The sequence below is a fragment of the Burkholderia sp. Bp8986 genome (assembly GCF_003854225.1).
Taxonomy (GTDB): domain Bacteria; phylum Pseudomonadota; class Gammaproteobacteria; order Burkholderiales; family Burkholderiaceae; genus Burkholderia.
In genome coordinates, this window is record NZ_QTQM01000001.1 from 1 (window position 1) to 23,917 (window position 23,917).

The 23,917-nt window shown below is 67.0% G+C and carries 17 protein-coding genes and 2 pseudogenes; 9 read left to right on the forward strand and 10 right to left on the reverse strand.

The annotated features are described in order from the left end of the window. The 6 genes from DID99_RS00005 to DID99_RS00030 all read left to right on the forward strand — a co-directional run. The coding region (locus tag DID99_RS00005) for an alpha-E domain-containing protein (RefSeq protein ID WP_148092714.1) at positions 1–432 on the forward strand (432 nt) is incomplete at its 5' end. Positions 433–440: 8 nt separating this feature from the next. Next, on the forward strand, positions 441–1,415 hold the full coding sequence (locus tag DID99_RS00010) for a transglutaminase family protein (protein ID WP_124485049.1): 975 nt from the start codon (positions 441–443) through the stop codon (positions 1,413–1,415). 93 nt (positions 1,416–1,508) lie between these two features. After that, positions 1,509–4,928, forward strand: coding sequence for a DUF2126 domain-containing protein (locus tag DID99_RS00015; RefSeq protein WP_124665756.1), 3,420 nt, complete (start codon positions 1,509–1,511; stop codon positions 4,926–4,928). Between the two features lie 212 nt (positions 4,929–5,140). Next, positions 5,141–7,747: a circularly permuted type 2 ATP-grasp protein gene (locus DID99_RS00020; protein WP_124665977.1), complete on the forward strand. Its 2,607-nt coding sequence runs from the start codon at positions 5,141–5,143 to the stop codon at positions 7,745–7,747. Next, complete coding sequence (locus DID99_RS00025) at positions 7,741–8,799, forward strand: transglutaminase family protein (protein WP_124485047.1); 1,059 nt, start codon at positions 7,741–7,743, stop codon at positions 8,797–8,799. The genes DID99_RS00020 and DID99_RS00025 overlap by 7 nt, the downstream gene beginning before the upstream one ends. 172 nt (positions 8,800–8,971) lie before the next feature. Continuing rightward, positions 8,972–9,244: a hypothetical protein gene (locus DID99_RS00030; protein WP_124485046.1), complete on the forward strand. Its 273-nt coding sequence runs from the start codon at positions 8,972–8,974 to the stop codon at positions 9,242–9,244. Positions 9,245–9,298: 54 nt separating this feature from the next. On the opposite strand, the gene pip is transcribed toward DID99_RS00030, so the two are convergent. Further along, complete coding sequence (gene pip / locus DID99_RS00035; protein ID WP_124485045.1) at positions 9,299–10,231, reverse strand: prolyl aminopeptidase; 933 nt, start codon at positions 10,229–10,231, stop codon at positions 9,299–9,301. Positions 10,232–10,584: 353 nt separating this feature from the next. Here pip and DID99_RS00040 point away from each other — a divergent pair, with 353 nt between their 5' ends. Continuing rightward, complete coding sequence (locus tag DID99_RS00040) at positions 10,585–11,739, forward strand: acyltransferase (protein WP_124665757.1); 1,155 nt, start codon at positions 10,585–10,587, stop codon at positions 11,737–11,739. A gap of 28 nt (positions 11,740–11,767) precedes the next feature. Here the strand turns inward: DID99_RS00040 and DID99_RS37700 are convergent. The 4 genes and pseudogenes from DID99_RS37700 to DID99_RS00060 all read right to left on the reverse strand — a co-directional run. Continuing rightward, positions 11,768–11,902: pseudogene (locus DID99_RS37700) on the reverse strand (multidrug ABC transporter ATPase); the annotation flags it as partial. 187 nt (positions 11,903–12,089) lie between these two features. Then, positions 12,090–13,034, reverse strand: coding sequence for a GIY-YIG nuclease family protein (locus tag DID99_RS00050; RefSeq protein ID WP_124519686.1), 945 nt, complete (start codon positions 13,032–13,034; stop codon positions 12,090–12,092). Between the two features lie 374 nt (positions 13,035–13,408). Then, complete coding sequence (locus tag DID99_RS00055; RefSeq protein WP_124665758.1) at positions 13,409–13,786, reverse strand: hypothetical protein; 378 nt, start codon at positions 13,784–13,786, stop codon at positions 13,409–13,411. A 96-nt stretch (positions 13,787–13,882) separates the two neighbouring features. Continuing rightward, complete coding sequence (locus DID99_RS00060) at positions 13,883–14,335, reverse strand: pyridoxamine 5'-phosphate oxidase family protein (RefSeq protein ID WP_124519684.1); 453 nt, start codon at positions 14,333–14,335, stop codon at positions 13,883–13,885. A 467-nt stretch (positions 14,336–14,802) separates the two neighbouring features. Here DID99_RS00060 and DID99_RS00065 point away from each other — a divergent pair, with 467 nt between their 5' ends. Continuing rightward, entirely contained in the window at positions 14,803–15,945 is a 1,143-nt protein-coding gene (locus DID99_RS00065; protein WP_260426172.1) for an Acg family FMN-binding oxidoreductase, read from the forward strand. A 73-nt stretch (positions 15,946–16,018) separates the two neighbouring features. Continuing rightward, positions 16,019–16,216 (forward strand): annotated as a pseudogene (locus DID99_RS00070) (ATP-dependent protease); the annotation flags it as partial. Positions 16,217–16,255: 39 nt separating this feature from the next. Here the strand turns inward: DID99_RS00070 and DID99_RS00075 are convergent. The 5 genes from DID99_RS00075 to DID99_RS00095 all read right to left on the reverse strand — a co-directional run bounded on the left by DID99_RS00075 (position 16,256) and on the right by DID99_RS00095 (position 23,888). Then, positions 16,256–18,769 carry an EAL domain-containing protein gene (locus tag DID99_RS00075; RefSeq protein WP_124665759.1) on the reverse strand — a complete coding sequence of 838 codons (2,514 nt, stop codon included), beginning with the start codon at positions 18,767–18,769 and terminating at the stop codon, positions 16,256–16,258. Positions 18,770–19,196: 427 nt separating this feature from the next. Continuing rightward, positions 19,197–20,261, reverse strand: coding sequence for a 2-aminoethylphosphonate aminotransferase (locus DID99_RS00080; protein WP_124485037.1), 1,065 nt, complete (start codon positions 20,259–20,261; stop codon positions 19,197–19,199). Next, a complete protein-coding gene (gene aepY / locus DID99_RS00085) occupies positions 20,261–21,442 on the reverse strand; it encodes a phosphonopyruvate decarboxylase (protein WP_124665760.1) in 1,182 nt (393 codons plus the stop codon). Before aepY ends, DID99_RS00080 begins: the two co-directional genes overlap by 1 nt. Continuing rightward, positions 21,439–23,124 (reverse strand): phosphoenolpyruvate mutase, encoded by a 1,686-nt coding sequence (gene aepX, locus DID99_RS00090; RefSeq protein ID WP_124665761.1) that lies wholly within the window; start codon positions 23,122–23,124, stop codon positions 21,439–21,441. Before aepX ends, aepY begins: the two co-directional genes overlap by 4 nt. Continuing rightward, complete coding sequence (locus DID99_RS00095; RefSeq protein ID WP_044843985.1) at positions 23,121–23,888, reverse strand: NTP transferase domain-containing protein; 768 nt, start codon at positions 23,886–23,888, stop codon at positions 23,121–23,123. The genes aepX and DID99_RS00095 overlap by 4 nt, the downstream gene beginning before the upstream one ends. Between the last annotated feature and the right edge of the window lie 29 nt (positions 23,889–23,917).

The window sequence follows — 23,917 nt, forward strand, 5'->3', positions numbered from 1 at the left end:
GACAACACCGCGCGGATCCTCGACGTGAAATACCACCTGCTGCTGCCGTCGGTGTCGCACGTGGGCACGATCCTCGACAACTACCAGTGGGAGACGATCCTGCGCTGCGTGGCCGCTCACCGGTCGTATCGCTGGGTGTACGACGTGCAGTACAAGCCGATGAACATCGCCGACTACCTGATCCTGAACGGCCGCATGCCGCGCTCGCTGCGCTATTGCTACGGGCGCGTGGTGTCGAGCCTGAACCTGCTCGCGAAGGATTACGGCGTGACACACCCGTGTCACGACACGGCCACGAAGATTCTGCAGATGCTGTCCGACACCTCGGTCGAGCGGATCTTCAAGAGCGGCCTGCACGAGTTCCTGACCGACTTCATCGGCCGCAACAACAGCCTGGGGATCGATATCGCCCAGGCCTACAACTTCGACTGAGACTTGCCATGCGACTCGCCATCCGACACATCTCGCGTTATCAGTTCGACGATCAAGCCACCCATGCGCTGCAACGGCTGCGGCTGCGCCCGCAATCGGGGCCCGGGCAGACGGTGCGCGCGTGGCAGGTCACGATCGACGGCGTCGAGCCGACGCTTTCCTATGCGGACGGATTCGGCAACCGGATCGACCTCGTGCGCCACGACCGCGGCGCGAAGAACGAGGTCGTCGTGGTCGCGGCCGGCGTCGTCGAGACGCAGGACCGCGCGGGCATTCTCGGCCACCCCGAGGGCTATGCGCCGCCGTGGATCTTCGAGCGCGAGACCGCGCTCACGAAAGCCGGCGACACCGTGCGCGAGCTCACGCAGGCGCTGCCGATCGAGCCGCACAGCCTCGATGCGCTGCACTGGCTGATGACGGAAGTGCACGACCGCATCGCATACGCGCCGAACCTGGCCGACGCGCCGGTCGATGCCGAAACCGCGCTGCAAAGCGGCGAGGGCACCAGCCGCGACCATGCGCACGCGTTCATCGCGGCCGCTCGCGCGCTGAAGGTGCCCGCGCGCTACATCTCGGGCTACGTGCTCGCCGACAGCGCGATGCAGCGCATCGCCGACGCGAAGCAGAGCGCGAGCGACGAGGATGCCGAGGAAGCGCTCGCGCTGCAGACGGGCGACGGCATGCAGCAGGTGCTCGGCGCATCGCATGCCGCACAGTCGCAGGGCTTGCCGCAGGCGGCACTCGGCGCGCAGCCGCAGGCCGTCGCGCTGATGCAGCAGCCGGCCGGTCACGCGTGGGCCGAGGCGTACGTCGAAGGGCTCGGCTGGGTCGGCTTCGATCCGTTCATGAACCGCTGCCCGGACGAGCGCTACGTGCGCATCGCCGTGGGCCTCGACTATCGCGACGCGCAACCGGTGACGGGGATTGGCGCGAGCGCCGTCGGCATCGAGATCAGCGTCGTGCAGTCGCCCGAACTGGTCTGACGCATACCTTCTCCGAACCCGCCGTGCCGTGCCGCCGCAGCGACGGCGACGCGGCGCGCGCGGCCGGTCCAACCCGAACCGAGCGGCTCTCCCATGCCCATTCACGTCGCGCTGCATCACACCACCCGCTACCGCTACGACCGGCCCGTCAACCTCGGGCCGCAGATCGTGCGGCTGCGGCCCGCGCCGCACTGCCGGACGCCGATCGTCGCGTATTCGATGACCGTCGAGCCCGCGCAGCACTTCATCAACTGGCAGCAGGACCCGTTCTCGAACTATCTCGCGCGGCTCGTGTTTCCGGAGCGCACCGAACACTTCGAGATCACGATCGACCTGGTTGCCGAGATGTCGGTGTACAACCCGTTCGACTTCTTCCTGGAAGCCAGCGCGGAGCAATACCCGTTCAGCTATGACGATGCGCTGAAGACCGAACTCGCGCCGTACCTCGCTTGCGATCCGCAGACGAGCGCGGCGCCGCTGTTCCGCGCGTATCTCGACGGCGTCGACCGCACGCCGGCCGGCACCGTGAACTTCCTCGTCGCGCTGAACCAGCAGCTGCAGCACGACATCGGCTATCTGGTGCGGATGGAGCCGGGCGTGCAGACGCCCGAGCAGACGCTCGAACTCGCGTCCGGGTCGTGCCGCGACAGCGCGTGGCTGCTCGTGCAGCTGTGCCGGCATCTCGGCATCGCCGCGCGTTTCGTGTCCGGCTACCTGATCCAGCTCACGCCCGACGTGAAGGCGCTCGACGGCCCGAGCGGCACGTCGGTCGACTTCACCGACCTGCACGCGTGGTGCGAGGTCTACCTGCCGGGCGCGGGCTGGATCGGCTTCGATCCGACCTCGGGCCTGCTCGCCGGCGAAGGGCACATCCCGCTCGCGTGCACGCCGCAGCCGACCAGCGCCGCGCCGGTGGAGGGGCTGATCGACGAATGCGAAGTGTCGTTCGAGCACGAGATGGTGGTGACGCGCGTGTACGAATCGCCGCGCGTGACGAAGCCGTATACCGAGCAGCAATGGGACGCCGTGCGCACGCTCGGCGCGCAGGTCGACGGCGCGCTGACGGCCGGCGACGTGCGGCTGACGCAGGGCGGCGAGCCGACCTTCGTGTCGATCGACGATCGCGACGGCGCCGAATGGAACACCGATGCGCTCGGCCCGACCAAGCGCGGCTATGCGACCGAACTCGTGCAGCGGCTGCGCGCCGAATACGGCGAAGGCGGTTTCCTGCATTTCGGGCAGGGCAAGTGGTATCCGGGCGAGCAGCTGCCGCGCTGGGCGCTGTCGATCTTCTGGCGCACCGACGGCCAGCCCGTGTGGCACGACCCGTCGCTGTTCGCCGACGAGCGCGAGCCGTCCGCGTGCACGACCGAGGACGCGAAGCGCTTCATCGACGCGCTGGCCGCGCGCCTCGGACTGACCGACGAATTCGTGCGGCCCGGCTACGAGGATGTCTGGTACTACCTGTGGCGCGAGCGCCGGCTGCCCGTCAACGTCGATCCGTTCGACTCGCGCCTCGACGACGAACTCGAGCGCGCGCGGTTGCGCAAGGTGTTCGACCAGCATCTCGACAGCGTGGTCGGCTACGTGCTGCCGATCAAGCGCACGGACGACGCGCCGGGTCTCGACGGTCCGCGCTGGCAGACCGGCCCGTGGTTCTTCCGCGACGAACGGATGTACCTCGTGCCCGGCGATTCGCCGATGGGCTATCGGCTGCCGCTCGATTCGCTGCCGTGGGTCGCCGGCGCCGACTATCCGTACCTGGTCGAACGCGATCCGTTCGCGCCGCGCGACGCGCTGCCGGACGCGGCCGCGTTCCGTGCGCGTCATGCGGGTGCGGCCGACGCGCCGCGTTACCTGGCCGGCGTGCATCGCGAAGCGTCCGCGCAAACGGTCATGCAGTTGCGCAGCGACGGCAGCGCCGCCGGCGACCGGCACGCGCATGCCGCGCAGGACCCGCAGCGCCACCCCGAGCGCTTCGAATCGGCCGCGTGGATCACGCGTACCGCGATGTGCGCAGAAGTGCGCAACGGCATCCTGTACCTGTTCATGCCGCCGCTCGCCGCGCTCGAGGATTATCTCGACCTGCTCGCGGCGATCGAGCTGACCGCGCAGGCCCTCGGCGTGAAGCTCGTGCTCGAAGGCTATCCGCCGCCGCGCGATGCGCGGCTCAAGCTGCTGCAGGTCACGCCCGATCCCGGCGTGATCGAGGTGAACATCCATCCGGCGAAGAGCTTCGACGAACTCGTCGGCCAGACCGAATTCCTGTACGACGCCGCGTGGCAGTCGCGGCTGTCCAGCGAGAAGTTCATGGTCGACGGCCGGCACGTCGGCACGGGCGGCGGCAACCACTTCGTGCTCGGCGGCGCGACGCCTGCCGACAGCCCGTTCCTGCGCCGCCCGGACCTGCTCGCGAGCCTGATCGCCTACTGGCACAACCATCCGTCGCTGTCGTACCTGTTCTCGGGGCTGTTCATCGGTCCGACGAGCCAGGCGCCGCGCGTCGACGAGGCGCGCAACGACCAGGTCTACGAGCTCGACATCGCATTCGCGGAAATCCAGCGCAACAAGCTGCTGTACGGGCAGGACATGCCGCCGTGGCTCGTCGACCGCGTGCTGCGCAACCTGCTGATCGACGTGACCGGCAACACGCACCGCAGCGAATTCTGCATCGACAAGCTGTATTCGCCGGATTCGTCGACCGGGCGGCTCGGCCTGCTCGAACTGCGCGCGTTCGAGATGCCGCCGCATGCGCGGATGAGCATCGTGCAGCAACTGCTGCTGCGCGCGCTGGTCGCGCGCTTCTGGGCCGCGCCGTATACGACGCCGCTCACGCGCTGGGGCACCGCGCTGCACGATCGCTTCATGCTGCCCGCGTTCCTGAAGATGGATTTCGACGACGTGCTGGCCGAGCTGCGCGACGCCGGTTTCGCGTTCGATTCCGCGTGGTTCGCGCCGCATTTCGAATTCCGCTTCCCGCTGTTCGGCCAGATCGCGGTGAACGGGATGCAGCTGTCGCTGCGCGGCGCGCTCGAGCCGTGGCACGTGATGGGCGAGGAGGGCGCGCCCGGCGGCACGGTGCGCTACGTCGATTCGTCGGTCGAACGGCTCGAAGTGCGCGTGACCGGGCTGAACGACAACCGTCACGTCGTGACCGTCAACGGCCGCGCGCTGCCGCTACAGCCGACCGGCACCGTCGGCGAATACGTCGCGGGCGTGCGCTACAAGGCGTGGGCGCCGCCGTCGGCGCTGCATCCGACCATCGGCGTGCATGCGCCGCTCACGTTCGACATCGTCGATACGTGGCTGCAGCGCTCGCTGGGCGGCTGCCGGTATCACGTCGCGCACCCGGGCGGGCGCAACTATGCGACGTTCCCGGTCAACGCGTACGAGGCCGAGAGCCGCCGGCTCGCGCGTTTCGTCGCGATGGGGCACACGCCGGGGCGGATGGACGTGGCGGCCGCCGCGCCGAGCCGTGAATTCCCGTTCACGCTCGACCTGCGACGGCCCTGATCGTCGGATGAAAGGACGCACGACGATGCGCGGTTTCCGACCTCCCGGCGCGCCGGGAGGAGTGCTAGGATGCGGGCAGACTGCGGCCGCCCGCCGCGTCTGCCGTGCCCGGACGACGGTGCGGCGGCGCGCGGGCACCGCTGCCCCCTGACGACGGAACGATACCGACCGTGCCGCCCATTCACCCCGACGATCTCGCCGACGCCGACGCGATGCCCACGCTTTTCGATACCGGCGCGCAGCCGGACGCCGCGGAACTGGCCGCCGCGCTCGCGGCGCCGGCCGCGGCCGGCCGCTACGACGAACTGCGCGGCAGTGCCGCCGGCCTCACCGCGCCGCTGCTCGCCCCCGCATGGCGCAGCTTCTTCACGTCGATCGGCAGCGACGGCGTGGCCGACCTCGACCGCCGCGCCGACGCGCTGCAGCGCCGCATGCGCGAGAACGGCCTGTTCTACCAGCTCCACGAACAACGCGCGGGCGACGGCGCGGCCGGCCCGTGGTCGCTCGACCTGCTGCCGCTGATCGTCACGCCCGAGGACTGGGTCGCGATCGAGCGCGGCGTGCTGCAGCGCGTGCGGCTGCTGAACGCGACGATGGCCGATTTGTACGGACCGCAGACGATCCTGCAGCGCGGGCTGCTGCCGCCCGCGCTCGTGACCGGCCACCCGGGCTACCTGCGCGCGATGCGCGGCGCACGCGTGCCGGGCGACACGTGGCTGCACGTCGTCGCGTTCGATCTCGCGCGCGGCCCCGACGGCCAATGGCGGATCGTCGCGCAGCACACGCAGGGCCCGTCCGGCCTCGGCTATCTGCTCGAGAACCGGCTGATCGTGTCGCGGCTCTTTCCGCGCGGTTTCCGCGGGCTGCGCGTGCAGCGGCTCGCTTCCGCGTACCGGTCGCTGCTGCAGAGCATGCAGGCGCTCAGTCCCGCCAGAAAGAATTCGCGGATCGTGCTGCTGACGCCCGGGCCGCACAGCGCGACCTACTTCGAGCATGCGTATCTCGCGCGCTACCTCGGCCTCACCCTCGTCGAGGGCGGCGACCTGACCGCGCGCGACAACCGCGTCTTCCTGAAGACGCTGCGCGGGCTCGAACCCGTGCACGGGATCCTGCGGCGCGTCGACGACGCGTGGCTCGATCCGCTCGAACTGCGTCCCGATTCGATGCTCGGCGTGCCGGGCCTGCTGCAGGCCGTGCGGGCGGGCAACGTGCTGCTCGCGAATGCACCGGGTTCGGGCTTCCTCGAGTCGCCGGGCATGCTCGGCTTCATGCCGCGCCTCGCGGAAGCGCTGCTCGGCGAAACGCTGACGCTGCCGGCCGTGCATTCGTGGTGGTGCGGCGAGGCGGCCGCGTGCGGCGACGCGCTGCCGCAGCTTGCGCGCAGCATCGTGAAGCCGTCGTATCCGCCCGAGGTGCAGGCCGGCGGCGCGTTCGACCCGGTGATCGGCGCGCGCCTCACGCCGGCGCAGCTGGCCGAATGGCGTGCGCGGATCCTGGCCCGGCCCGAGCATTACACGGTGCAGGCCGACCTGCCGTTGTCGCAGGCGCCGACCTGGCCGGGGCACGACGCGTCCGACGGCAGCGGCGGCGCGCGCATCGTGCCGAAGCCGCTGCTGCTGCGCGTGTTCGCGCTCGCCGACGGCGCGCAGCGCTGGCGGCTGCTGCCGGGCGGACTGTCGCGGGTCGGCACGCGCGATACGCTGTTCAACGCGCCGATGCCGCGCGGCGGCAGCACGATCGATACGTGGGTGATGACCGAAGGCATCGTCGATTCGACGACGCTGCTGCAGACGCGTCTCGGTCCCGACGATCTGGTCGAGCGTCCGCGCGCGATCGCGAGCCGCGCGGCGGAGAACCTGTTCTGGCTCGGCCGCTATACCGAGCGCGCGACCAACCTGATGCGTCTCGCGCGCGCCGCGCTCGAACGGCTGCGCGGCGAGGACGACGTCGACAGTCCCGCGCATCTCGAGTTGATCGACACGTTGTGCCGCGACACCGGCCTGATCGCGCCCGACGCGCCGAACGCCGTCGATGCGCCGCGTGCGTTCCAGTACGCGCTCGCGACGTCGCTGACGCGCGGCGCGGACCGCACGTCGGGCATCGCGTCCTGCCTGTTCGGGATGCGCGGCGCGGCTGCGGCGATCCGCGAACGGCTGTCGAGCGATCAGTGGCGGCTGATCGACGACGCGACGCAACTGTTCGCCGACAGCGCCGATCATCCGGAAGCCGAGGAGCAGATCGGCAACGAGGCGCTGCAGTTGCTGGAGCGCCTCGGGCTGCTGCTCGGCGCGATCACCGGCGCGCAGACCGACAACATGACGCGCGACGACGGCTGGCGGCTGTTGTCGATCGGGCGGCAGATCGACCGGCTGGACTTCCTGTGCAGCGTGCTGAAGTTCGCGTTCGAAGAAGGCGCGGTGCACCGGCAGGACGGCTTCGAACTCGTGCTGGAGCTGTTCGACAGCACGATCACGTTCCGATCGCGCTTCCAGCGTGGCTTCGACGTCGCGCCGCTGCTGTCGCTCGTCGTGCTCGACACCGACAATCCGCGCTCGCTCGGCTGGGTCGTGCAGGCGTTGCGCGGCCGGCTGACGAAGGTCGAGCGCAGCGAGGGCTATGCGCTGTCCGAACTGGCCGAGACGATTCCGGACGTGCCCGCGTGGTCGCTGCACGAACTGTGTGAAACCGGAGATGATGGTCGGCACGACGCGCTGCTCGATGCGCTCGACACGACCGTGAAGGCCGTGTGGGATCTGTCGAACCGGATCGGCGAGCGGTATTTCAGCCACGTTCGCGAGGCGGGCAGGACGCTATGGTGACGCCGAAACACGCGGCGAAGACGCCGCCCGCGGCCGCCCCCGGCAGTGCGAAGCAGACAGCGGCGGCGGTCGTGCCCGCGGCCTCGAATGCATCGGCCACGTCGGCCGGTCGTGTCCTGCGCGTCACGCACGACACCGAATATCGCTACGCGGCGCGCGTCGAATCGGCCCAGCACCAGGCGCGGCTGCAGCCGCTCGCGACGCCGCGCCAGCAGGTGCTGTCGTTCGCGCTCGACATCGAACCCGGACCGGAAACGGTCGGCACCGAGATCGACGCGTTCGGCAACGCGCGCGCATCGTTCGCGCTGAACCAGCCGCACGATGCGCTGCTCGTGCGCAGCCGCAGCACGGTGCGCGTGAGCCCGCCCGTCTGGTCGCAGGGCGCACGCGGCGCGCCGCCGCCCGCGATCGCGCATCCCGACCCCGAGCACGCAACCGCATGGGAAGCCGTGCGCGACCGCCTGCGGTTTCGCGCGGGGCAGCCGTACGACGCGGCGAGCGAGTTCGTGTTCGCGTCGCCGCACGTGGCGTGCGATCCCGAACTGGCTGCGTATGCGGCCGCCAGCTTCACGCCGCAGCGGCCGCTCGTGCAGGCCGCATGGGACCTGATGCGGCGGATTCACGCCGACTTCGCGTATACGCCGAACAGCACCGACATCACGACGACGGCGCTCGATGCATTGCGGTTGCGCAAGGGCGTCTGCCAGGATTTCGCGCACGTGATGATCGGCGCGCTGCGCTCGCTCGGGCTCGCCGCGCGCTACGTGAGCGGGTATCTGTTGACGCAGCCGCCGCCCGGGCAGCCGCGGCTGATCGGTGCGGACGCATCGCATGCATGGGTCGACGTGTACGACCCGGCGTGGCCAGAAGACGGCGGCTGGCTGCAGCTCGATCCGACCAACGACCGCGCGCCGGGCGACGATTACGTGATGCTGTCGATCGGCCGCGACTACGCGGACGTGACGCCGCTGCGCGGCGTGATTCGCGGCGGCGGCGCGGATCAGGAGCTGAAGGTCGGTGTGACGGTCGAGCCGCTCGATGAGGCGCTCTAAGGCCTGACGCGCCGGCCGCCGGACGTTTAAGTCGTCGTTAATACTGCCCGCCTAGCATGGTGTTGCCGGCGAACGGATCGGACCCGATCCGGCGCCGGCGGCACGCACGGGTGCGTCGACGTCACGGCGCCGCGCCGTCGCGCGTCGCCATTCCCTTGCAACGGCGGCAGACATGATCAAGAACTTCGACTACACGCTCGGCAACGAGACGATCGAGCTTTGCGCGAGCTTCGGCGCGGGCCCGGCGTTCCGCCGCGTGCTCGTGAGCCGTGCGGATTCGATGGAAACGCTCGTGGTGCTCGACGCGCGTGGCCTGTCGGGCCTGCTGAAGGTCGCGACCGAGGAGCCGGAAGGGTTGCTCGACGATGCGATCCGCAAGGTTGGCGATGAACGACTCGTCGAGCGGGCGATCAGCGGCCGCACGATCGTCGAAGCGGCGCTCTGAGCGGGGCGGCGCGCGCCGCGTGGTATTGCGCGGTATGTGCTGCGTTGCTTGCGCTTACGCCGCGAACCGGTCCGTCGCCGCGAGCAGCGCCTTCAGGATGCCCGGTTCGTTGTATGCGTGTCCGGCATCCGGCACGATCTCGAACCTCGCGTCGGGCCATGCCTTCGCGAGATCCCACGCGGTGCGTGCGGGCGTCGCGATATCGTAGCGGCCTTGCACGATCACGCCCGGAATCCCGGCGAGGCGATGCGCGTCGCGCAGCAACTGGCCCTCCTCGACGAACCCGCGATTCACGAAGTAGTGGTTTTCGATCCGCGCGAACGCGAGCGCGTAGTGGCCGTCCGCGAAGTGCGCGGCCAGCGCCGGGTCCGGCAGCAGCGTGATCGTGCGGCCTTCCCAGAGGCTCCATGCGCGCGCGGCTTCGAGCTTCGCGGCTTCGTCGTCGCCCGTCAGCCGGCGATGGTACGCGGCCATCAGGTCATCGCGCTCGGCTTGCGGAATCGGCGCGAGGAATTCTTCCCACAGGTCCGGGAACAGCCACGACGCGCCTTCCTGGTAGTACCACAGCAACTCCGCGCGGCGCATCGTGAAGATGCCGCGCACGACGAGTGCGCCGACGCGTTGCGGATGCGTCTGCGCGTACGCGAGGGCGAGCGCGCTGCCCCATGAGCCGCCGAACACGAGCCACTGTTGCGCGCCGACCATCTCGCGCAACCGCTCGATGTCGGCTACCAGGTCCCAGGTCGTGTTGTTGTCGAGGCTCGCGTGCGGTGTGGAGCGCCCGCAGCCGCGCTGGTCGAACAGCAGGATGTCGTAGCGCTCGGGATCGAACAGGCGGCGATGGTCGGGGCTGCAGCCCGCGCCCGGGCCGCCGTGCAGGAACACCGCGGGCTTGCCGGACGGGTTGCCGCAGCGCTCCCAGTAGATGCGGTGGCCGTCGCCGGTGTCGAGGTGGCCGTGGGCGTAGGGTTCGATCGGTGGGTACACAGGCAGGCTCCGGGTGAGGGTCGGCAGGGCGGCGGACGAGGCACGGGCCGGTGGGCGATCGGAATACGGCAGCGCCGGTATCGCGGATATTGCGGCGCCGCAGATTCGTTGTGTCGGCATCGGCCCGGCGGCCGCCGGGCAAGGCTTGTCATTATGCCCATTCATTCCGGCCGCTGCGTGCGATGGCGATGCCGGTTGCACGGCGCGGCATTGCGGCCGGCATGCTCGGCGGAATTTTTTGAGCAATTTCATTCGGATATTTTTCAGACAAAATCCCGGCGGCATATCGGCGCACCGATCGCGGGCGCCGACCTTCATTCCGTTCCTCCGCCGTGCCAACGGGAAACGAACCGATGAACCATCGCGTCAAGCAACTGACCGGGTTGCGCGCCGTCGCGGTCACGATGGTCGTCGTCGGCCATGCGGAACGCGTGCTGCCGGGCGGCTACACCGGCTGGCTCGCGCCGCTGCGGCTGGTCGCCGACGGCCGGCTCGGCGTGCTGATCTTCTTCGTCCTCAGCGGCTTCCTGATCACCAACGTGCTGCGCGCGGAGTTCGCGCGCACCGGCGGGATCGCGCTCACGTCGTTCTACGTGCGCCGCGCGCTGCGGATCTGGCCGGCGTGCTACGTGTATCTCGCGACTGTCGGCGTGCTCGCCGCCGTCGGCTGGCTCGACGTCGGGCGCCGCCAGTGGCTGTATGCGGCGCTGCATCTGTGGAATTACTCGGCATGGTTCGGGCTGAGCGGCGACAACGTGCTGCATCCGGACGGCGCGTGGTATCTCGGCCATTTCTGGTCGCTCGCGCTCGAGGAGCAGTTCTACTGGTTCTGGCCGCTGCTGTTCGTGTTTGGCGCCCGCCGTCGCGGCACGCGCTGGCTGGCCGCGCTGATCCTGGCCGTGCCGCTCGCGCGCGCGCTCACGTATTTCGTCGCGCCGGCGCTGCGCGGGCAACTCGGGATGATGCTGCATACGGGCGTCGATCCGATCCTGATCGGCTGCTACGCGGCGCTCGAACGCGAACGGCTCGAAGCATGGATCGGCTCGTGGCGCGGCGAGACGCGCATCGTGACGGCGCTCGTCTTCATCGTGCTGTTCGGGATGCCGCTTGCCGAACATCGGCTCGGCGGCTTCTGGAATGCGACCTACGGCGTGACGCTCGAGGCCGCGCTGATCGCGATCGTGATCGTCGTGCTGAATTTCCGCAGCGAGTTCTGGTGCGCGCGGTGGCTGCGGGCCGCGCCGATCGTGTTCGTCGGCTCGATCTCGTTCAGCCTGTATCTGTGGCAGCAGCCGTTCGCGAACCCGGATCTGGCGGTTCCGCACGCGTTCCCGCTCGGCATCGTGTGGGCGCTGCTGGCCGCGATGGCCAGCTACTTCCTCGTCGAGAAGCCGTTCCTGCGGTTGAAGGATCGCTATACGGCGCGCGAGGCGCGACGCATGCGTGGCGACGCGTTGCGGATGCCGGCGCCGCCGGCAGATCCGATCGGGCCGAAGGTGGCGGAGTAGGCGGGCCTGGCGTGACCCGCTTGCGGCCTCACTTGAAACGCTTCAGCGCCTCGGGCGAATACCAAAAGGTACTGAACATGTCGATCCCGTACGATTTGCCGTCGTATTTGACGACCGTGCGCGCGGTTCGCTTGCCCGTATCCGAGTAGCTGTCGTCGTCGCGCTATCAGGGAAACATGCCGTTGGCGCGGCTGCATTCCTACCCGAAGCTGACGGTCAGAGGTCAGCAACGCTTCCGGGGCGACATCGCGGAGTGGGGCTTGCCGCCTGAAATTAGAGAGTAGTACGCCATTTGGGTGCACGTCTCGCTGCGGTCAGCGTTCCGTAGAGGCTGTTTCCGGCTGATTGCATCAGTTCAGATTCAGACCGAATGTGCGCGAACCCAGCGCGACTTTCCAATACGATTCGCGCCGGATCACCTCCTGGCGGGATGTATCTGCCGGCAACACTTCGAGCAGCGTGAACCGGAGATCCAGTTCGCGTCCAGGCGTAGCGGCGAGCAACTGCGCAAGCAGCTTGTTGCCTCCGTGTCCTGTGGTCGCATAGTTGCTCCAACGCTGTAGCACCCCTTGTGCGCCGGAGGCCGAACCCACATAGTGTTGGCCGCCGCGCTCGTCCGTGATCAGATAGATTCCGGACACGCCAGCCAACCCCTGTTGCCAGGCTGCGTCACGCAGTGCGATCCGCAGTTCCGCCATAACGAGTGAGACACCAGTGAGTCCCTGGAACGGCACCGCCGATTCGAGCTGTGCGGTGACGCTGTACCGGCGGCCCATCCGCATAGGAAATTGACTGCAGGAGCCTGGCTTTGCCTCGTGCGCAATTTGCTCGATTGGTGAGTTGGTTGTCCGGCGTACTCGCTGGGTTTTCTCCGGTCGCAGGACACGCCGCCAGGCCACTTCCTTTCCGGTCCACTCGATTTCGAGCTTCAAACGCAGATCGGCAAGCAGATCGAGTTCGCGCAAATCGTGGTAGTAGCCGCCCCAGTTCTCGTGCAACGGCTCAAAGCTTCCCTCAAGTAGTCCCCGACGAATCGCCTCGCCGGGCGACAGCACACCGTCGACACGCCAGACGCCCAGAAGCAGGGCATGGCCGGGCCGATTGCCGTAAAACGCTACGAGCAGGCTTCCCACGGGCATCTCTCTGGGCTGCATCGCCTGATACAGATTCAGTGCGCGCGTGCCGATATATTTCACGAGGGGATACCGCTTATCCTTGTGGCGCATCAGAGTGATTTGCTGTGCGGCTGGATCGACACCGGCGTTCTTTAGAAGGTCTAGTAGGTCTTCAAACATGGGACTCGACTGTAACTGCATACCGACGATGACGGCAAGCGACCGTCGCTCCGACACCGCAAACTTTAGTCCCTCCAAGAACGCGTAAAGACCGCAAAATCGGCGGCTGCTCTTGGTTGCCGATTCAACTGGTTGCCTCGTCGGTCAGCATCGACCGGTTGAATCCGCCGCCAGAAGCGGCCATTCGCACGTAGACTACCGCGAACGTCCGAGTATCGCATCGACTCCGGGCACCGACATGTACGCGTCAACTGCATATATTCCTGGCTGACCAGCCTTCGTGAGCAGGGCAGTTCAGCGGATCCGATCGCAGGTCACACGGTTTTGCCGAGGGGGCGCTTCGGCGTTGCGATCCTGGCCGCCTGCAATTGCGCTCACCTGCTCGCGCCCATTCGATTACCGCGCGCCTGCAGAAATGGAAAGCTTGCAAAGCAAAGTTGGCTTGCGAGGCCGATCGCGCCGGGCACAGACCAAAAGCCGGCAAAGTACTCGAGCACGGTCCTTCCAAACAGGAGTCCGTTGGTGCACAACTCCGCAATCGTCAATGTGGCCAGGGCGATCGCGCCCATCAGCAACGCCTCGTTGGTATCCGTCAGGAGGTCGTGTTTTTTCGTGCTCCAGTGCGACACGTACCAACTCGCGGCCAGCATGAACGGCGCTTCGAGCGATACGGCTGCCGTCTCTCCCAGCAGCCGCACAAGCAGCAGGACGCGCATCGCCCCGAAGGCGAAGCCGATCGCAAAAACGATCAATGCATAAAGGCAGCCCGCTTCCGCGCAGGTTGCCCATCGGGGGCTACGATGTGAGCACCGCGTCACGGCGTCTTGCGTTTTTGATATGGAAGGAGATCAGCAAATGCAAAGATCGGTGTGCCCGAAGCCTTGTGAATAATCGAGCACCGAAATGACTATCGGAATCACGCGAAATATCCGGACCTCGTCAGGAGACGGCATCGGCATTGGCAGCGCGTGCATGTCCGGATACTTCAGTGGAAGCATGTGCAAGACCTTCTCTGCTTCGGCACGATCAGTTACCGGTTGTGCACGTGCCGCCATCGACAAACCGGTAATCGCCATCAGATCCGATGTGTCGTGGTCGATCGTGAGCGATACCCGGTCGTCGCGGGCCAGATTGGCCGCCTTCTGGCTTTCCAGGCCGCAAAGGAAGTAAAGCGTCAGTCCCTGGCTCACGTATCCGACGGTGGTCGCCTGCGGCCAGCCGTCCGGCCTTAGCGTGGCGATCGTCATGATTCGGTGCTGATCCAGCAATGACAGGATCTTTTCCTTGATCTGCTCGTCCATGGATCACCTTCCAGTTCGTGAAATCCTATCCTGTCCCACCGGGTCATCCGGCGCTTGATGCAAATCAAATACCGAAGATGACCGACTTCGAGACGCACGGCGCGCAAGCGTGAGCGGCCCGCCTGCACGACCTGCCGCGCAGGCCGCGATTCACGCCGACCGCAATTGACTCAGATCAACGGAGCCGGCATTTGCCTGACACAGGTTGACGTGGCAGGCTAGATAGTCGACAACGCGCGCCGAAAACGGCCCGGTGCGGAGATACGGGTGTTGAGAATTCAAGCGATGAAGGGAATTGCCTTTGCGTCTGGATGCGTGCCGAGTCGCGTGTCGCCGTGGCGGTTTTCAGTAAGTCTCGCTGTGGAGGATTTGGGGCTGCGCTGGGGGCTCGGAATCGCAGTCCAAAGGGGCGTTGCGAATTTTCCATTGGCGCTGCACGCGAGCAACATTGCGCGTCAAGTCACTGCATGCGCGCCGCACTCTGGCACGGCAGCCGCGACAACTTACGGGAATTTGGCATGGACAGGCGAACTTTCTTCGTCGGCGCCGGCGGCGCCTTGATGCTGGCAGGCGGCGCGACTGCCTGGATGTCGTCCGTGGGATCGATGGCCGACTATCAGGCCTATGCAAAGCGCCTGCGTGCGGCTCTGACAATGCCGCCGAGCCTTGGCGGCCTCATCCGCTATGCGACACTTGCCGCCAACAGCCACAACACGCAGCCTTGGCGGTTTCATGTCGGCGACGGGTTCATCGACATTCTGCCGGACCTCTCGCGCCGCACACCCGCTGTCGACCCGGACGACCATCATCTGTTTGTGAGCCTTGGATGCGCGGCGGAAAACCTCGCCATCTCGGCTGCAGCAACGGGCTGGCCTGGAGAGGTTCAGATGGCTTCCGGCGGAGACGGCGCACGTTATGCATTCGTACGCGGATCGATGAGGGCGAGTTCGCTTTTTGCCGCAATTGCCAAACGACAATCGACGCGCGCGGAATATGACGGGCGTGCCGTTCCTGCCGCCGATCTCGCGTTCCTCGAGCGGACGGCTGCCACGCCCGGCGTTCACTTGACCCTCATCACCGACCGAATGGGGATCGACAAGGTCAGAGATCTGGTGGTAGCCGCCAACGACATTCAAATGGCGGATTCGGCTTTCATGAGCGAACTGAAGCGATGGATCCGGTTCAACCCACGCAGCGCCATGTCGTCGGGCGATGGCCTGTTCTCCGCTGCAAGCGGGAATCCAGTGCTGCCGAGCTCCCTTGGACGCTTTGCGTTCGAACGGTTCTTTGACACCCGAACCGAGAACGACAAATATGCCCGCCAAATCGATTCGTCGGCAGGCATTGCCGTGTTTGTTGGCGATCGGGAAGACAAGACGCATTGGATCAGGGTCGGCCAGGCCTGTCAGCGCTTCGCGCTGACAGCGACAAACCTTGGGATCAAGGTCGCCTTCGTCAATCAGCCCGTCGAGGTCGCTCGCCTTCGTCCGCATCTGGCAGGCATCGTCGGCGATACCAGCCGGCGACGGCCTGATATCGTCATGCGCTTCGGCTATGGACCGACCCTGCCATTCTCGCCCCGCCGTCCCGTGGAGACTGCGCTGGCTTGACGCCGCCGGTATTGACGCGCTGTTGACGTCAGGCGAGCGTCGGCCAATTGCCGCTGTTCAATCCAATCATGGGGCCTTTGCACGGGCCAAAGCGGAATGCGCGCAGTTCGTCGACGCGGTTCGCCGGGAAATCCTGGAATACTTCGACGTGACCGACAATCAACCGGACTGGAAGGTCGTGCTGCGCAATGACGACAGCGATGAGCAGTGGGCGGAAGTCAACCGGCAGCGCAGCGGGTTGGGAACCGGCGAAGTGCGTGGAGATCTCTGATCATTGCTTGCAGTCGCATGTGCCCGCTGCCGGAAAGGCTCACTCCACCAGCAATTTCGCGCTGTGGCGCGACAAGATCCCGACGAACTGGTCGGCGGGCTGTGGCCGCGCGAACAGGAAACCTTGCCCCTGATGGCAACCGATCTCCTGCAGGAAGGCCAGTTGTTTTTCCGTCTCTACGCCCTCCATCACGACATCGAGCCCGAGCGCGCGGCCCATTGCAACGATCGCGCGCACGATCGCATCGTCCGTGCTGCCCGAACCGCAGTCCGTGAGGAACGACCGATCGATCTTCAGCGTATCGACGGGCAGATCCTTCAGATACACCAGCGACGAATATCCCGTACCGAAATCGTCGATCGCCAGGCTGATCCCCCGGATCGCCAGTTCGCGCAGCAGGATGCCGATTTCCTCGCGGGTGTTCATCGCCATGCTTTCGAGCAACTCGAGCTGTAAGCATTCGGTCGGCAACGCGGTTTCGCTGAGGATGGTCGTCAGGTCGCTGAGGAAATGGTCGGTAAGGCATTGCCGTGCCGACACGTTCACCGCCACACGCCCGAACTCGAAGCCCGCGTCGAGCCATCGGCACGCCTGGCGGCAGGCTTCATGGAGCACCCATCGGCCGATCGGGACGATCAGCGCGGACCGCTCCGCGAGCCCGATGAAGTCGCCCGGCGGTACGAGCCCCCTGCGTGGATGCAACCAGCGCAGCAACGCCTCCACGCCGACGATCCGGCCGCTGGTCAGATCGTATTGCGGCTGGTAGAACAGGCGGAATTCATTCTGCTCGAGCGCGCGGTGCAATTCGCCGAGCATATCCAGCTGCTCGATCGCCGACGACGTCATCTTGCTCTCGAAGAACTGGAACACGTTCCTGCCGCGACTCTTCGCGCCGTACATCGCCTGGTCCGCAAGCAGGATCAAGTGCTCCGCCTCGATCCCGTCGTCAGGATAGATGCTGATGCCGATGCTCGGTGTCACGAAGATCTCGTGGCCACCGATATCGATGGGCCGCGCCACTTCGTCGAGCAGCGTGCGCGCAATGCGCCCGACGTCGCGGACGTCGTCGAACTCCTCCAGCACGAGCGCGAATTCGTCACCGCCCATGCGTGCCACAGTGTCGTTCGCGAGCACTTCCGCGACGATGCGTCCCGCGACGATCTTCAACACCTCGTCGCCGGCGTTGTGGCCGAGCGTATCGTTGACCAGCTTGAAGCGGTCGAGATCGAGGTACATCACCGCGACCTTGCGACCGAGCCGCTTCGCCTGGACGATCGCGTGCGCGAGCCGCTCCTCGAACAGCGCCCGGTTCGCGAGATTGGTTAGCACGTCGTGCGTGGCGAGATAGCCCAGCCGCTCTTCCGCCTGGCGCCGCTGCGTGATGTCGGAAAAGATCGCCGCGTAGTGGGAGATCCCGCCTGCGTTGTCGCGAATGCTGGTGATCGTCAGATATTCGAGAAACAGCTCGCCGGTCTTGCGACGATTCCAGATTTCGCCTTGCCAGTGGCCATCGGTCGTTAGCGAATGCCACAGCTGCTTGTAGAATTCGGGCGTCTGGCGCCCTGAACTCAGCATGCTTGGGTTGCGCCCGATCACTTCGTCCTCGGTGTACCCGGTCAGGCGCGTGAAGGCCCGGTTGACGCGCTCGATCTTCGCGTGCCGGTCGGTCACCATGATGCCTTCGAGCGCCGATTCGAACACCCGATCCGCCATGCGCAGGTTGAAGCGGGCGAGACCCAGTGCTTCGTCGCGCTCGCGCAGGGCGCTGCGCAGCTCGTTCGCGTATTCGTGCTCGATGCTCTGCAGCACGTCCGCGAAACAGAGCAGCCCGGTGAGCCTGCCGTCCTCGTCCTGGATGCCGACGTGTCGCATATTGTGCTCGGTCATGAAGCGCTGCGCGGCATACAGACTCTGCCGGGCGGACAGCATCTGCAGCGGCTTGCTGGCGAAGGCGCCGACCGCGCCTTGGGTTCCGCCGTCCGCCAGGAGCCGGACGACGTCCCGTTCGGTCAGGATGCCGCGCTCGCCGTCATCGTAGCCGACGAGGATCGCATCGAGCCGTTGCGCGCGCATCTGCGCGATGACTGCGTGCAGCGCGGCATGCTCGGGCACTACGACGGGCGGATGGACGGAGATCGATTCGATCGGCTTCAGGTGGAGGAAAAATTCCGGCCCCTGGTTCACGACGACGTCGGTCTGCGTCAGCACACCGATCGCGGCGCCATCCCGGACCACCACGAAGTGCCGCACGCCCGACTGCGTGAACTTCATCGCAGCTTCACCCAGCGGCGTATCGGCCTCGAGCGTCAGCACCGGATGGCTCATCACCTCGCTGACCGGCCGATCGAGCCCGCGCGGATTGTCGCTGGCCGACAGTGCATCATGCTCGGTCCAGATCCCGACGACCTGGTCATCCTGCATCACGACGATCGAGCTGCAGTGCTCGGCGAACATGCGTCGCGCGACCTCCCGCACCGGTGTGGCGGGTGCGCAAGATAGAATCTGACGCGCGATCAGGCGCGCGATCGGAACATCGTAGCTGTTCGGATACATTTTCTAACCAACACGAAGAAACCTTGCCGGCGCATGGTGATCCGGCAACCTGCGGGCTCGTCTGCGGCGGCCGGCAAGATCTGATTCCGCTCGCCTCGAATAGTTGCGTACTCGTCGAATTCGCAAGCGGGGTATTGCCCCGTCGCTCGAGGCATCGTGGCGGCGAGCGCGGTGCCGTGACCCCCGGCACCACATTCGACGATCCGATGTCCAGCGCACCCAAACGCCGGAGCATCGCCTTCTCAAGAGCGGCCATCCTGCGTTAACGACAGGTTCGGACAAGAGTTGAGTGCCATGACGGCATCGGGGCTGCGTGGCGGCAAGTCGAACGGCTGCGGGCAGGGGTGACACGTCGATGCTCACGCTACTTCCCGAACAACAAAAAAGGCCCTTGCGGGCCTCTTACGGATGAAGGGGTGAGCAACGTTCATTGCGTCAACGCGGCAAACCCCTCCAGCAACCGCTCGACATCAGCCGCTTGAATCGCGCCCATCGTCGAGATCCGGAACAGTTCCTTCGACAACCCGCCTTGCCCCGCATAAATCACGAAGCCGCGCGCCTTCAGCCCGTCGTGCAGCGTCTCGTACGTGACGCCTTGCGGCAGCCGGTACGCACGCAGCACGACCGACGACGCGCCTTCCGGCAGCACGAGCGACATCCCGCGCGCCGCGAGCCCGGCCTGCGCCTGATCGGCGAGCGCCTTGTAGTGCGCATGCCGCGCGCGCCATCCACCGGCTTCGTCGAACTCGCGCAGCGCCTCGACAAGCGCGTAGTACGCGTGCACGGACGGCGTGAACGGCGTATTGCGCTGATCCTGCAGCTTCGCGAGCCGGCCGAGATCCAGGTAATACGTGCGGCTCGCCGCCTTCGCGAGCGCGCTGCGGCGCACGATCACGAACGCGGCACCCGGCACGCCGTGCAGGCACTTGTTCGCGGTCGCGGCGACCGCGTCGATCACGCCGCCGGCGAAGTCGATCGCTTCGGCGCCGAAGCTGCTGACGCCGTCGACGAGCATCTTCACGCCGCGCGCACGGCACACGTCGGCGATCGCGCCGAGGTCGTTCAGCCGGCCGGTCGTCGTTTCGTGATGAATCACCGCGACGTGCGAATAACCGCCCGCGTCGAGACGCGCGGCGATCTGCGCGAGATCGGGCGCCTGCATCCATTCGTGCTTCAGCACCTCATGCGCGATTCCGTACTGCGTCGCGATCTGCGTGATGCGCTCGCCGTACACGCCGTTCTCGATCACGAGCAGCTTGCCGTCCTGCGGCACGAGCGCCGCGATCATGCTCTCGACGGCGGCGGTGCCCGAGCCGGTCATCAGCACGGCGGCCCATTCGGCCGGATCGAGCTCGTACGCGGCAACGAGGCGCGCACGCGCTTCATCCTGCAGATCGAAGAATTCGCTTTCGCGATGGCACAGGTCGGGTTGCAGCAGGCTGCGGCGCACGCGTTCGGTGAGCGTGACCGGGCCGGGATTCAGCAGCAGCATCAATGAGCTCCTTCGGCGTGGGCTTCAGCCTGTGCGGCGCCGATATGCCGCATCAGGCGGGTCTTGACCTCGACCGGCGTGACGGTCGGGCGGGGCAGGCCGTCGGGCACGCCCGTGCGGATCGCCACGCGCACGAACTGCGCACCGTCGGCCCGCGCGGCGAGCGTCGCATCGAGCACGTCGAGCGTGTCGCCTTCGACCGCCGACGCATAGCTGCATGCGGCCGCGACACCCGCGAACGACACATGCTGCGACACGGTCGCCTGGCCGCCCGTCGATTCGTGTGCGCCGTTGTCGAGCAGCACGTGCGTGAGGTTGGCCGGGCCGTAGGTGCCGAGCGTCGCGAACACGCCCATGCGCATCAGCGCGGCGCCGTCGCCGTCGACGGCCACCACGCGCAGGTCGGGGCGCGCGAGCGCGAGACCCAGCGCGAGCGGCGTCACGCAGCCCATCGAGCCGACCATGTACAGCTGGTTCGGGCGGTCGTCGATCGCATAGAGCTCGCGGCCGCAGAAGCCGGTCGACGCGAGCACGACGGTCGAATCGACCGGCGTGTGCGCGATCACGCGCTGCAGCGCGTCGTGGCGGGTCGGCCACGCGTCGGCCGACGCGGCACGCGACGACGCTTGCGCGGCGACATGCGCGCGCGGCGCTGCCGCCGGGTTTGCCTTCAGCTCATACGGCGCGACGCTGCCTTTCTGCATCACGAGCGCGTACGGGCGGCCCGTCGCGTCCATGTGCGCGATCGCGCGGTCGAGCGCCGGGCCGACCTGTTCGGGGTCGGTCGGGAACGTCTCCCACGGGATCTCCATCGTGTCGAGCATCGCCGGCGTGATCGGCCCCATCAGCGCGTGCTGCGGCTCGTCGGCGACGCCCGGCTGGCCGCGCCACGTGACGATCAGCAGCTGCGGCAGCCGGAACGTCCAGGTCAGCGACGTGAGCGGGCTCACCGCGTTGCCGAGCCCCGAGTTCTGCATCATCGCGATCCCGCGCTTGCCGCCGAGCGTGGCGCCCGCGATCAGCGCGACCGCGTCGCCTTCGTTCGCGGCCGACACGTAGTGCAGCGTCGGGTCCTGCAGCACGTAGTTGATGAACGGCGTCAGGTACGAGCAGGGCACGCCCGCGTACCAGTCGAAACCGCGTTCGCGCGCGGCCTCGACGAACTGGGCCGCTTCGATCATTGCGCGCTCCCGTTGCCGGTGCCCGGCTCGGACAGCGGCGTCTGGCCGTGCGCGAAGTCGCCCGCGCGGCGGAAGTCTTCCAGATCGTTGACGCCGCGCCAGTGGCCGTGCACGTACTGCACCTCGATCTTCTCGCCGGCGGCGATCAGCTCGTTGAGCAGCGACGGGATGTCGAGCGTGTCGAAATCGGGGCGTGCCTGCAGCGTCGCGAGCATCGCCTTCAGGCGGTCGACGCCCGCGCCGCGCACGTTCAGGAGACCGATCCAGCGGCCGTGCGGCGTGCCGGCGGCGACGTCGCTCGACACACGTTGCAGATACGTCTTCTGGCCGAACAGGCCGCGGTCGTCCGCCGCCGAGCACAGCGCGAAGTCGCGCACGCTCTGGTTGGTTTCCGTGAGCGACGAATCGACGACGACGCTGAACTCGGCCTCGCTCTCCGCGAGGTCGCGCACGATGTAGCTGCGGAACAGCAGGTCGCCGTACGAGATCACGGTGTCGCCGGTCAGGCGTTCGGCCGCACATGCGAGCGACGCGAGTTCGCCCGTCTGCGCATGGCGTTCGTTGACCACGAGCTTGATGCCCGACGTGTCGATCGCGTCGGCGCGATAGCCGCCGACCACGGTGATGTCGTTCACGCCGTGCGTCTTGAAGCCGTCGACGAGCCAGCGCAGCAACGGCTTGCCGGCGACCGGCAGCATGACCTTCGGCTTGTCTTCGGTGACGGCTTCGAGGCCCTTGCCGCGGCTCGCGGCGAGCACGATCGCGGCGTTCGACGCGCGCGACGACGACGACAGGTAGATGCGCTCGGCGGCCGAGTACTCGTCGGCGTCCTGCAGGCGGAAGATCTCGTTGACCGATGCAACGCGGTCCTCGACGTTGATCAGCGTTTCGCTCTCGTGGATCTCGCGCGCGGTCGCCTGCATCGCGGATGCCGACGCGCGGATCAGGTGGTTCGCCCAGATCACGGTGCTGATGCCGGCCTGGCGGAACACGTCGGTCGGCGTGCTGTAGTACTTGGTCGGTACGATCACGAGCGGCGCCTTGCCGCTCCATTCGCGCGCGAACTGCAGGATCTCGTCCGGGCGCGACAGCTTGCTGTGGATCAGGATTGCGTCGGCGCCGGCTTCCGCGTACGCGTTCGCGCGACGCAGCGCCTCGTCCATCCCCCAGCCTGCGATCAGCGCTTCGACACGCGCGACGATCGAGAAGTCGGGATCGGTCTGCGAATCCTTGCCGGCCTTGATCTTGCCGCAGAACTCGTCGATTTCCGCGAGCGGCTGGCGCTCGCCGCCGATGAAGCTGTTGGTCTTCGGGAACTGCTTGTCCTCGATACAGACGCCGGCGATGCCGCGCTGCTCGAGCTTCTTCACGAGGCGGCGCACGTTGTTGAAGTTGCCGTAGCCGGTGTCGCCGTCGAGCAGGATCGGCAGGTCGCTCGCGTCGGCCATGAACTCGAGCACGTCGACGACCTGCGTCCAGCTTGCCTCGTTGTTGTCGCGCACGCCGAACTGCGCGGAGATCGCGAGGCCCGATGCCCAGATCCCCTTGAAGCCCGCTTCGCGGACGATGCGCGCGGACAGGCCGTTGTGCGCTTCCATCAGGAATTCGAGTTCGCTGCTGACGAGCATGCGGCGCAGGCGTGCGCTGCGCGATTCGGAGAAGTTGGGTTCGCGTGCGTTCATCGTGCGGCTCCGGCGGTCGTGCGTTGAATCAGGGGGAGAATTTCTTGCGTCGCGCGTGCGACGTCGTTCGGGAAGTCGATTTCGATCCACGGCGAACCCGTGACGTCGGCGACGTCGAACGCGTGGCCGCCTTCGAGCAGCAGGTCGCGCACGGCTTCCTCGTGCGGCATGTTCGCGCGGCCGCTGTCGACGTAGCCCGCGACGATTTTCGCGAGGCGGCGCGCGGTGCCTTCGGTGAAGCGGAAGAAGCCGACCGACTCGCCGATCGTGTCGTAGTCGAGGTCGACCGCGAGCTGCTTGCGCAGCTCGACCGGCACGCCGTTCTTCAGGCACAGCTTGACGGGCTCGTCGCCGGCCTCGAAGTCGCGATCGATCAGCAGGCGGTCGACCGACTTGTCGGCATCGGCGACCAGCGCGTGCAGGATGTTCTCGTCGTACAGCACGTCGGCGTCCATCAGCAGCACGTCGCCGCCGCGCGTCATCGCGTCGGCGACGGTATGCACGGTCAGCACGCTGCCGAGGTCATAGCGCTCGTTGATCACGATCTCGGCGGTGCGGCCGAGGCGCTTCAGTTCCTGCTCGACCTTCTCGTGCTGAAAGCCGAGCCCGAGCACGATTTCATCGACGCCCGCGGCGTCGAGCACACGCAGATGGCGCTCGAGCAGCGACACGTCGTCGAAGCGCAGCAGGCACTTCGGGAATTGCGCCTCGGGCGGTTGTTGCAGGCGCAAGCCGAGGCCTGCCGCAAGAATGATGGCTCGCATGGGTTCTCCAACCAAAAAGCCGGCGGATC

Bases quoted from the DNA above. Each gene is read 5' to 3' on its own strand.
- DID99_RS00010 (WP_124485049.1), top strand. From the start codon at position 441: ATGCGACTCGCCATCCGACACATCTCGCGTTATCAGTTCGACGATCAA.
- DID99_RS00015 (WP_124665756.1), top strand. From the start codon at position 1,509: ATGCCCATTCACGTCGCGCTGCATCACACCACCCGCTACCGCTACGAC.
- DID99_RS00020 (WP_124665977.1), top strand. From the start codon at position 5,141: ATGCCCACGCTTTTCGATACCGGCGCGCAGCCGGACGCCGCGGAACTG.
- DID99_RS00025 (WP_124485047.1), top strand. From the start codon at position 7,741: ATGGTGACGCCGAAACACGCGGCGAAGACGCCGCCCGCGGCCGCCCCC.
- DID99_RS00030 (WP_124485046.1), top strand. From the start codon at position 8,972: ATGATCAAGAACTTCGACTACACGCTCGGCAACGAGACGATCGAGCTT.
- DID99_RS00040 (WP_124665757.1), top strand. From the start codon at position 10,585: ATGAACCATCGCGTCAAGCAACTGACCGGGTTGCGCGCCGTCGCGGTC.
- DID99_RS00050 (WP_124519686.1), bottom strand. From the start codon at position 13,034: ATGTTTGAAGACCTACTAGACCTTCTAAAGAACGCCGGTGTCGATCCA.
- DID99_RS00060 (WP_124519684.1), bottom strand. From the start codon at position 14,335: ATGGACGAGCAGATCAAGGAAAAGATCCTGTCATTGCTGGATCAGCAC.
- DID99_RS00065 (WP_260426172.1), top strand. From the start codon at position 14,803: ATGCGCGCCGCACTCTGGCACGGCAGCCGCGACAACTTACGGGAATTT.
- DID99_RS00075 (WP_124665759.1), bottom strand. From the start codon at position 18,769: ATGTATCCGAACAGCTACGATGTTCCGATCGCGCGCCTGATCGCGCGT.
- DID99_RS00080 (WP_124485037.1), bottom strand. From the start codon at position 20,261: ATGCTGCTGCTGAATCCCGGCCCGGTCACGCTCACCGAACGCGTGCGC.
- aepY (WP_124665760.1), bottom strand. From the start codon at position 21,442: ATGATCGAAGCGGCCCAGTTCGTCGAGGCCGCGCGCGAACGCGGTTTC.
- aepX (WP_124665761.1), bottom strand. From the start codon at position 23,124: ATGAACGCACGCGAACCCAACTTCTCCGAATCGCGCAGCGCACGCCTG.
- DID99_RS00095 (WP_044843985.1), bottom strand. From the start codon at position 23,888: ATGCGAGCCATCATTCTTGCGGCAGGCCTCGGCTTGCGCCTGCAACAA.